Origin of the sequence: Stenotrophomonas sp. PS02298, from assembly GCF_029959445.1 — a bacterium.
GTDB lineage: Bacteria > Pseudomonadota > Gammaproteobacteria > Xanthomonadales > Xanthomonadaceae > Stenotrophomonas.
In genome coordinates this window covers 1-8,407 of sequence record NZ_JASCOR010000174.1, presented here as the reverse complement: position 1 = coordinate 8,407, position 8,407 = coordinate 1, and the positions used below count along the sequence as shown (strand labels likewise).

The following is an 8,407-nucleotide window of genomic DNA, read 5'->3' as shown; positions in this document are numbered from 1 at the left end:
CTCCCCTTGGCTGCGCCAAAGGGAGGGAGACAGGCGGCTGCGCTTCGATCTGACAGGCTGCGCGCGCTACACCCCCTCCCTTTGGCGCAGCCAAGGGGAGGGCTGGGGAGGGGTGCTCTTTGCAGCAATCCCTAGCACCCGGCAAACCGCCATGCAGGAAAGCGACACGCGAGAACAAAAGCCCGCGAAAACAAAAAGCCGCCCGCGCAACACGCAAACGGCTTTTCGCCAAATAATATTCGATCAGAACCCCAGCTCAGTCCCCGCCGGCAACACCTGCAGCAACTGCTCGCGGAACACACCCTTGATCCGCTCCAGCGCCACTTCATCGTTGGCCTCGAAACGCAACACCAACACCGGCGTGGTGTTGGAGGCACGCACCAGACCCCAGCCGTCGCTGAAGTCGGCACGCAGACCGTCGATCGTCGAGATGCGCGCACCTGCGAATGGAGAGTCCTCCACCTGCGCTGCGCCCACGATCAGGGCCACCTGCGCATGCTGCGTGCCCTCTTCCACCGCCACCTTCAACTCCGGCGTGGAGATCGCATCCGGCAACTCGTTCAATACCTCGGACGGTTCTTCATCACGCTGCGCCAGAATCTCCAGCAGGCGCGCCGCCGCGTACAGGCCATCATCAAAGCCGTACCAGCGCTCCTTGAAGAAGAAGTGGCCGCTCATCTCGCCAGCCAGCTCGGCGTCGGTCTCGCGCATCTTGGCCTTGACCAGTGAATGCCCGGTTTTCCACATCATCGGGCTGCCGCCGTTGCGCAGAATGTAATCCGACAACTTGCCGGTGCACTTCACGTCGTAGATGACCATCGCGCCGGGGTTGCGCGCCAGCACATCGGCGGCGAACAGCATCAGCAGGCGGTCGGCGAAGATGATCTTGCCATCCTTGGTGACCACGCCGAGGCGGTCGCCATCACCATCGAAGGCTACGCCCAGGTCCGCGTCGAAACGCTTGACCATCTGCACCAGGTCTTCGAGGTTGTGCGGATCGCTGGGGTCCGGGTGGTGGTTGGGGAAGTCGCCATCCACTTCGCAGTACAGCGGGATCACCTCGGCGCCAATGGCTTCCAGCAACTGCGGCGCCACCGCGCCGGCCACACCATTGCCGGCGTCGGCAACGACCTTGAGCGGGCGATCCAACTGCACGTCATCGGCGATGCGTTGCACGTAGTCGTTGATGACCTCGCGTTGCTGCAGGCTGCCTTCGTTGTCGGCATGCTGCAGGCGGCCTTCCTGGATGCGCTTGTACAGGTCGGTAATGGCGTCGCCAGACAGCGTCTCGCCACCGATGACGATCTTGAAACCGTTGTAGTCCGGCGGGTTATGGCTGCCAGTAACCGCCACGCAGCTGCCAGCACGCAGGTGATAACTGGCGAAATACACCACCGGCGTCGGTGCCATGCCGATATCGATCACATCGCAACCAGCGCGGCGCAGGCCAGTGATCAAGGCGTCGGCCAGCTCCGGCCCGGACAGGCGGCCATCGCGGCCCACCACCACATCGCGCAAACCCTGCGCCTGCATTTCGCTGCCGATGGCCTGGCCAATCAACGTGGCGACATTGGCATTCAACTCGGCACCAAGCACACCGCGGATGTCGTAGGCACGGAAGATGACCGGCAGGACCGCGTCCGCACCCGGCTCGACGCGCGCCGGCGGCGCATCAGCAGCGCGCGCATTGGCCGAGGCCGGCAGCGGTTGCGGGTCCTGTTCCAGCGCTTCCTGCAGGGTCGGGCCGCTATCGTCGGCCTGCACGGTGTTCCTGCGCAGGACGGGTAGATTCGCCAAGCGCTTGCGGCCCAGCAACAACAGCAAAGCAACAGCCAGCAGCAACAACGCCACGATGCCGCTTGGAATCACTCCCAGGCCCATCAAGCCAGTACTGGCATCCGGCAGCTCAGCCACAACGCGCAGGCCGGTATCGCCGACCGGGCGCGCCAGTGCATCAGCACTGTTACCCAGGTCGGGGGCGCCCTTCTGGACGATGGTGAAACCGCCCTGGCGCAACCCGAGGAAGGCGCTGCTCGGCGAATCGATGCCATCAAACACGGAGGTCAGCCGGGTCAGCGGCTGACGGATGTAGATCACCGCCGGTTTGCCCTGCAACAGCACCGGTGCCGCCAGGCCCAGCCTCGGGCTACCACCATCGCGGACCACCAGCGTGACCGGCTGGCCGGTGGCCATGGCCTGCTCCAGCAGTGCCAGCCGCGAGTAGCCGAACGCCGCCGGATCGGCATAAGCCTCGGCCAGGCTGGCGTCGAGAACCTGCGCGTCTTCCACGCCGTTCCACTTTTCACGTACCGCCAAGGCGACGGCAGCTGCATCACCGTTGGCCAGCGCGGCCTTGACCGGCTCCAACGCCAGCTGCTTGCCGAACTGCGCGGTCTGCGTAGCCAGCGCCTTCTGTACGTCAGCCACGGCCTGATCGCGGGATTGCTCAAGCCCGGCACTGGTACCGGACTGCATCCATTGATCTACGGCACTCCAGCCGAACCAGCCGGCCAACAACAGCAGCAGTACCGCCAGCAGTGGCGTTAATCGACCCAGCGCAGGACATGGCCGCCCGCTCTCATTGCCTTGGCTCATCGTGCGTTCCCCCTGTCAGCGCACCCCGGTGTGGCCGAATCCACCCGTTCCACGTGCACTGTCGATGAAAGTATCTACTACCTGCAACGTCACCCGTGCAATCGGCATCACCACCAACTGCGCGATCCGGTCGCCCGGTTCAATGGTGAAGGCGTCGCGCCCTCGGTTCCACACACTGATCAGCAGTGGCCCCTGGTAATCGGCGTCGATCAGGCCCGTACCATTTCCCAACACGATGCCATGGCGGTGGCCCAGCCCGGAGCGCGGCAGAACCACCGCACACAGGCCGGGATCGGCGATATGGATCGCGATGCCGCTGGGCAGCAGGGCCGCATCACCGGGCTCCAGCGTCAGCGCCGCTTCGGTCGCCGCGCGCAGGTCCATGCCGGCGCTGGCTTCGGTGGCGTAGGCCGGCAGCGGCCAGCTGTCGCCGAAGCGCGGGTCCAGCAATTTCACCTGCAAGGGCTGCAGTCCATTACTCATGCGTCCAACCTCTCGGCAATCAAATCCAGTAATTGTTCGGCCAGCTGGGTCTTGGCGGTGCCCGGGAATTCGCGCAGGCCGCCGTTCCAATAGGCCACGGCCGCGTTCTGGTCACTCTCGAAACCGTTGCCGGCGATGCCGACCTGGTTGGCGATGATCAGGTCCAGGTGCTTGTCGGCCAGCTTGCCGCGTGCGTACTTCTCCACATCGTGGGTTTCGGCGGCGAAGCCCACCACCAGCTTCAAGGCCTGCTCCTGCACGGCCACTTCGGCCAGGATGTCGGCGGTGCGCACCAGTTCCAGAGTCAGGGTCTGGCTGCCGACGGTCTTCTTCAGCTTCTGCGGCGATACCTGTCGCGGCGTGTAATCGGCCACGGCAGCTGCACCGATGTAGATATCGGCCGGCAAGGCACCAAGCACGGCCTCACGCATCTGCGCGGCCGAGCGCACGTCAATGCGCTGCACACCGGCCGGCGTGGCCAACTGTACCGGGCCGCTGACCAGCACCACCTGTGCGCCCTGGCGGGCGGCGGCAGCGGCCAGGGCATAGCCCATCTTGCCGCTGCTGCGGTTGCCTACATAACGCACCGGATCCAGATCTTCGTAGGTGGGGCCGGCGCTGATGAGCACGCGTATGCCGTTCAGGCGGCCCGGCTTGGCCGGGGCCTGCGGAGCCAGGTTGCCGGCAAGTGCAGCAATGATGGTTGGTGCTTCACTGACCCGACCAGGGCCGGATTCACCTTCGGCCAGCGGGCCGTCCTCCGGCCCGATCACCTGCACGCCGCGCTCGCGCAGCAGGGCCATGTTGGCTTGGGTGGCCGGATGCAGCCACATGCGGTGATTCATTGCCGGGCACACGGTCAGCGGCGCGGTACTGGCCAGGCACAGCGTGGTCACCAGGTCGTCGGCATTGCCGTGCGCCAGCCGCGCCAGCAGGTCGGCCGTAGCCGGGGCGATGATGATGCGGTCAGCCCAGCGCGCCAGTTCGATATGGCCCATGGCCTGCTCGGCGGCGCTGTCCCACAGCGTGGTGCGGGTGGGATGGCCGGACAGCGCCTGGAAGCTCAGCGGAGTGACGAACTGCTGCGCACCAGCCGTCATCGCCACCTGCACGGTGGCGCCGGCATCACGCAGCCGACGCACCAGCTCCAGCGACTTGTACGCAGCGATGCCGCCGCCTACGCATAGCAGCAGCTTCTGTCCTTCCAAGGGGCGGGAAGTGGGGGAAACGGCGGTCACGGATGGGGATTCCTAGGTACAGAAGAAGGGTTAGCTTAACCGAAGGCTTTGTTACGCCTGATCCAGTTTTTGGCAAATGGCGGTGAATCTGCCCCTCATGCATATCCGTGATTGGCCCAGCGCTGAACGCCCGCGCGAAAAACTGCTGGCACGTGGCGCAGCTGCACTTTCCGACGCTGAACTGCTTGCGATTTTCCTCGGCTCGGGCCTGCGCGGACGCGATGCGGTACAGACCGCGCGTGAGCTGCTGCAGGCGCACGGCCCGCTGCGGGCACTGCTGGACCGCAGCGCACCGCAACTGGCCCGATTGCCGGGACTGGGTCCTGCCCGCGCCTGCCAGCTCAGCGCCGCGCTGGAACTGGGCCGGCGCCATCTGGCCGCCGGGCTGGAACGCGGCGATGCGCTGACCGACCCGGCTGCTGCCGGCCGCTACTTCGCCCAACGCCTGCGCCATCGCCCGCAGGAGGTGTTCGCCGTGCTGTTCATGGACAACCGCCACCGGGCCTTGGCCTTTGAAGAGTTATCCACAGGGACGGTAGACAGCGCCGAGGTACATCCGCGTGAGGTCGTCCGCCAGGCCTTGGCCCACAACGCTACGGCGGTGATCGTCGGCCACAACCACCCATCCGGAAATCCTGAACCGTCGGCGGCCGACCGCGCCATCACCGCTCGGCTGCAGCAGGCCTTGGCGCTGGTGGATATCCGCCTGCTCGACCATTTCGTGATCGGCGACGGCGCGCCGGTGTCGCTGGCCGCGCGGGGCTGGGTCTGAACGCCTCAGCCTGAACCCCCTCCTGCCTACCCCGGCCCCCAGATCTGCCCGGTCGGACACCGGAATACCCCTTGAACGCTGGTCGCCGCAGCCTTTCTGTTTTTTTGACATTGCTGACCCCAGCAGGCGTGCCGCGGGCGGCCTCGTCGCAGGTCAGGTAAAATGGTCAGTTCCGCGCTTCAAGCAGAATAGTCACGTGAAAGCCCAACTCCGCGCCCTCATCGGCCAAGGCATCGAAGCCTTGCGCGCCAACGGCACCTTGCCTGCCGACACCCTGCCGCCGGATTTCGTGGTCGAGCGACCCAAGACCCGCGAACACGGTGATTTCGCCACCAACGCCGCCATGCTGCTGGCCAAGGCCGCGCGCAGCAATCCGCGCGCCGTTGCGCAGGCGCTGCTTGCCGCGTTGCCGGCCAGCGACGACATCGTCAATGTCGAGATCGCCGGCCCTGGTTTCATCAACTTCAAACTCTCGCCGGTGGCTTACCAGCGCGAAGTGGTCAGCGTGCTCAAGGAGGCCGAGGACTACGGCCGCAACCTGAGTGGCAACGGCCGCAGCGTCGGCGTCGAGTACGTGTCGGCCAACCCGACCGGTCCGCTGCATGTCGGCCACGGCCGCGCAGGCGCGATCGGTGACTGCATCGCCCGCGTGCTGGAAGCCAACGGCTGGAACGCCAAGCGCGAGTTCTACTACAACGACGCCGGCGTGCAGATCGAAAACCTCGCCAAGTCGGTGCAGGCGCGTGCGCGCGGCTTCAAGCCGGGCGACGAACAGTGGCCGAGCGAGGCCTACAACGGTGAATACATCGGCGACGTGGCCAAGGCCTACCTGCTGGGCCAGACCGTGGACCTGGAAGGCAGCCAGATCGTTGGCGCCAAGGATGCAGAGAACCTGGAAGAAGTCCGGCGCTTTGCCGTTGCCTACCTGCGCAACGAACAGAACCTGGACCTGGCTGCATTCGGCGTTGATTTCGACATCTACTTCCTGGAAAGCTCACTGTACAAGGACGGCAAGGTTGCCGAAACCGTGCAGCAGCTGATCAGCTCCGGCCATACCTACGAGGAAGGCGGCGCACTGTGGCTGCGCTCCACCGAATTTGGTGACGACAAGGACCGCGTGATGCGCAAGTCCGACGGCACCTTCACCTACTTCCTGCCGGACGTGGCCTATCACCTGAGCAAGTGGCAGCGCGGTTACGAACGCGCCATCACCGAACTCGGCGCCGACCACCACGGCTCGCTGGCGCGCGTGCGCGCCGGCCTGCAGGCGCTGGACCTGGGCATTCCCAAGGGCTGGCCGGAATACGTGCTGCACCAGATGGTGACGGTGATGCGCGGCGGCGAGGAAGTGAAGCTGTCCAAGCGTGCCGGCAGCTACCTGACCCTGCGCGATCTGATCGAGGAAGTGGGCAGCGATGCGGTGCGTTGGTTCCTGATCGCGCGCAAGCCCGACTCGCAGCTGACCTTCGACATCGACCTGGCCCGCCAGCAGAGCAGCGACAACCCGGTGTTCTACGTGCAGTACGCGCATGCCCGCGTGTGCTCGCTGCTGCGCCAGGCGCAGGAAAAGGGCCTGGACTACAAGCAGGCCGACGGTCTGGCCGCGCTGTCGCGCCTGGGCGACGACGCCTCGCTGGAACTGATGAACGAAATCTCGCGTTACCCGGAAGTGGTGGAAGCGGCCGGCATCGCGCTGGAACCGCACCAGATCGCGCAGTACCTGCGTGAATTGGCACACGCTTTCCACACGTGGTATCACGGCACCCCCGTGCTGGTGGATGATGCAGCCGAGCGCAACGCCAAGCTGACCTTGGCCAGCGCCGCACGGCAGACCCTGGCCAATGGCCTGAGCATCCTGGGCGTCAGTGCCCCGGAAAAGATGTAAACACCTGGAGACGCAGTAGACATGGCAGCACGACGCGGCAAAACCCAAGCCCGGCGCAACAACGACAATGGCACGCCCGGCTGGGTGTGGCTGGTTGCCGGCGTGGCGATTGCGGCGGTGGTGTTCCTGGCGGCGCCGAACCTGTTCAAGAAGGACGGCGACGGTTTCCTGCGCGTAGGCCCGCAACCCAATCCGGACGCACAGCCGGCACCGGTTGCTGACGCCGACGTCGACGCCGGGGTGGAATCGAACAAGCCAGCCACGCCTGCCGGTGCCAAGCCGGAGGAAAAGCCAGCCACCCAGTACGACTTCTACACCCTGCTGCCGGGCACGGAAGTACAGATGTCCGATGCCGAGCTGGCCGCCAGTGCCAAGGCCGAGGAACAGCGCCGCGCGGCCGCCGCGCGCGCGACTGCGGCGGCAACGCCGGCTACTCCTGCGACGCCGCCGACCGAGGCCCAGCGTGCACAGGCAGCACTGGAAGGGCGTCCGTTGCCGGCACCGGTGAGCGAAGCCACCCGCCAGCCGGCGCCGATCAGCGAAACGGCGGCACGTCCGGCACAGGTTGCCAGCGTTACTCCGGCGGCCACCGCTCCGAAGCCGGCACCTGCGGCGGCAGCTGCGACTGTTGCTGCAGCTACACCCGCGGCTGCGACCGAGAACGTGCGCTACATCCTGCAGGCAGGTGCATTCGGTGCTTCGGGTGATGCCGAATCGACCAAGGCCAAGCTGGCGATGATGGGCCTGGCAGCACGCGTGGAATCGGCGCAGATCAACGGCAACACCGTATACCGCGTGCGCATGGGCCCGTATGGCACCGCCAGCGAACTGGCCGAGGCCAAGGCCAAGCTCAACGGCACTGGCTTGCAGGCCATGGCGATCAAGGCGCAGTGAAGTCGCCTATGGCGGCTTCACCCCAAAGTTTGTGAAACAAACTTTGGGCCCCGTGCCCTTCTTGTCCAAAACCCCGCGCCTGTCGGCGCGCCCCCTTTAACTAAAGGGGGCTGTTGCGACTGACAGGTCGCTCGAAGAGCTTCTTGATCATTCAGGCCCTGACATCGTTTTGGTGTTGGGGCTTTTTGTTTGTGCCGTTGTAGCCCGGGTAAGCGGAGCGCACCCGGGGCTTTGAGTGCACGCCTGCTCGAAATTCGATCTTTTTGCGACGTTGATTTACCTGCGAAGAGCCCCCCTCCCCAACCCTCCCCTGCGCCTGCGGCGCAAGGGAGGGGGCAGAGCGCTGCTTCGCCACGCCGCGGCCCGACAGATCACGCCGTCACCCCCTCCCTTGCGCCGCTGGCGCAGGGGAGAGTTGGGGCTTTGGCTTTGGCTTTGGCTTTGGCTCTTGGCTTTGGCTCTTGGCTCTTGGCTCTTGGCTTTGGCTCTTGGCTCTTGGCTCTTGGCTCCTGGCTCCTGGCTCCTGGCTTTGGCTTTGGC

6 protein-coding genes are annotated in these 8,407 nt (G+C 65.6%); 3 read left to right on the top strand and 3 right to left on the bottom strand.

Translation table 11 applies throughout. The annotated features are described in order from the left end of the window. Positions 1 to 243 precede the first annotated feature (243 nt). The 3 genes from QMX78_RS18340 to coaBC are packed head-to-tail and all read right to left on the bottom strand — an operon-like array spanning position 244 to position 4,316. A complete protein-coding gene (locus tag QMX78_RS18340) occupies positions 244 to 2,595 on the bottom strand; it encodes a phosphomannomutase/phosphoglucomutase (protein ID WP_282272237.1) in 2,352 nt (783 codons plus the stop codon). A 15-nt stretch (positions 2,596 to 2,610) separates the two neighbouring features. Continuing rightward, complete coding sequence (gene dut / locus QMX78_RS18335) at positions 2,611 to 3,078, bottom strand: dUTP diphosphatase (protein ID WP_282272235.1); 468 nt, start codon at positions 3,076 to 3,078, stop codon at positions 2,611 to 2,613. Continuing rightward, complete coding sequence (gene coaBC, locus QMX78_RS18330; RefSeq protein WP_282272233.1) at positions 3,075 to 4,316, bottom strand: bifunctional phosphopantothenoylcysteine decarboxylase/phosphopantothenate--cysteine ligase CoaBC; 1,242 nt, start codon at positions 4,314 to 4,316, stop codon at positions 3,075 to 3,077. Before coaBC ends, dut begins: the two co-directional genes overlap by 4 nt. A gap of 97 nt (positions 4,317 to 4,413) precedes the next feature. On the opposite strand from coaBC, the gene radC reads away from it, so the two are divergent. The 3 genes from radC (at position 4,414) to QMX78_RS18315 (ending at position 7,867) form a co-directional block, all read left to right on the top strand. Next, positions 4,414 to 5,088, top strand: a complete 675-nt coding sequence (radC, locus tag QMX78_RS18325; protein ID WP_282272239.1) for a DNA repair protein RadC — start codon at positions 4,414 to 4,416, stop codon at positions 5,086 to 5,088. A 196-nt stretch (positions 5,089 to 5,284) separates the two neighbouring features. Next, entirely contained in the window at positions 5,285 to 6,973 is a 1,689-nt protein-coding gene (gene argS, locus QMX78_RS18320) for an arginine--tRNA ligase (protein WP_282272231.1), read from the top strand. 21 nt (positions 6,974 to 6,994) lie between these two features. Then, positions 6,995 to 7,867 carry an SPOR domain-containing protein gene (locus tag QMX78_RS18315; RefSeq protein ID WP_282272230.1) on the top strand — a complete coding sequence of 291 codons (873 nt, stop codon included), beginning with the start codon at positions 6,995 to 6,997 and terminating at the stop codon, positions 7,865 to 7,867. The last annotated feature ends 540 nt before the right edge of the window (positions 7,868 to 8,407 follow it).

Bases quoted from the DNA above. Each gene is read 5' to 3' on its own strand.
- QMX78_RS18340 (WP_282272237.1), bottom strand. From the start codon at position 2,595: ATGAGCCAAGGCAATGAGAGCGGGCGGCCATGTCCTGCGCTGGGTCGA.
- dut (WP_282272235.1), bottom strand. From the start codon at position 3,078: ATGAGTAATGGACTGCAGCCCTTGCAGGTGAAATTGCTGGACCCGCGC.
- radC (WP_282272239.1), top strand. From the start codon at position 4,414: ATGCATATCCGTGATTGGCCCAGCGCTGAACGCCCGCGCGAAAAACTG.
- QMX78_RS18315 (WP_282272230.1), top strand. From the start codon at position 6,995: ATGGCAGCACGACGCGGCAAAACCCAAGCCCGGCGCAACAACGACAAT.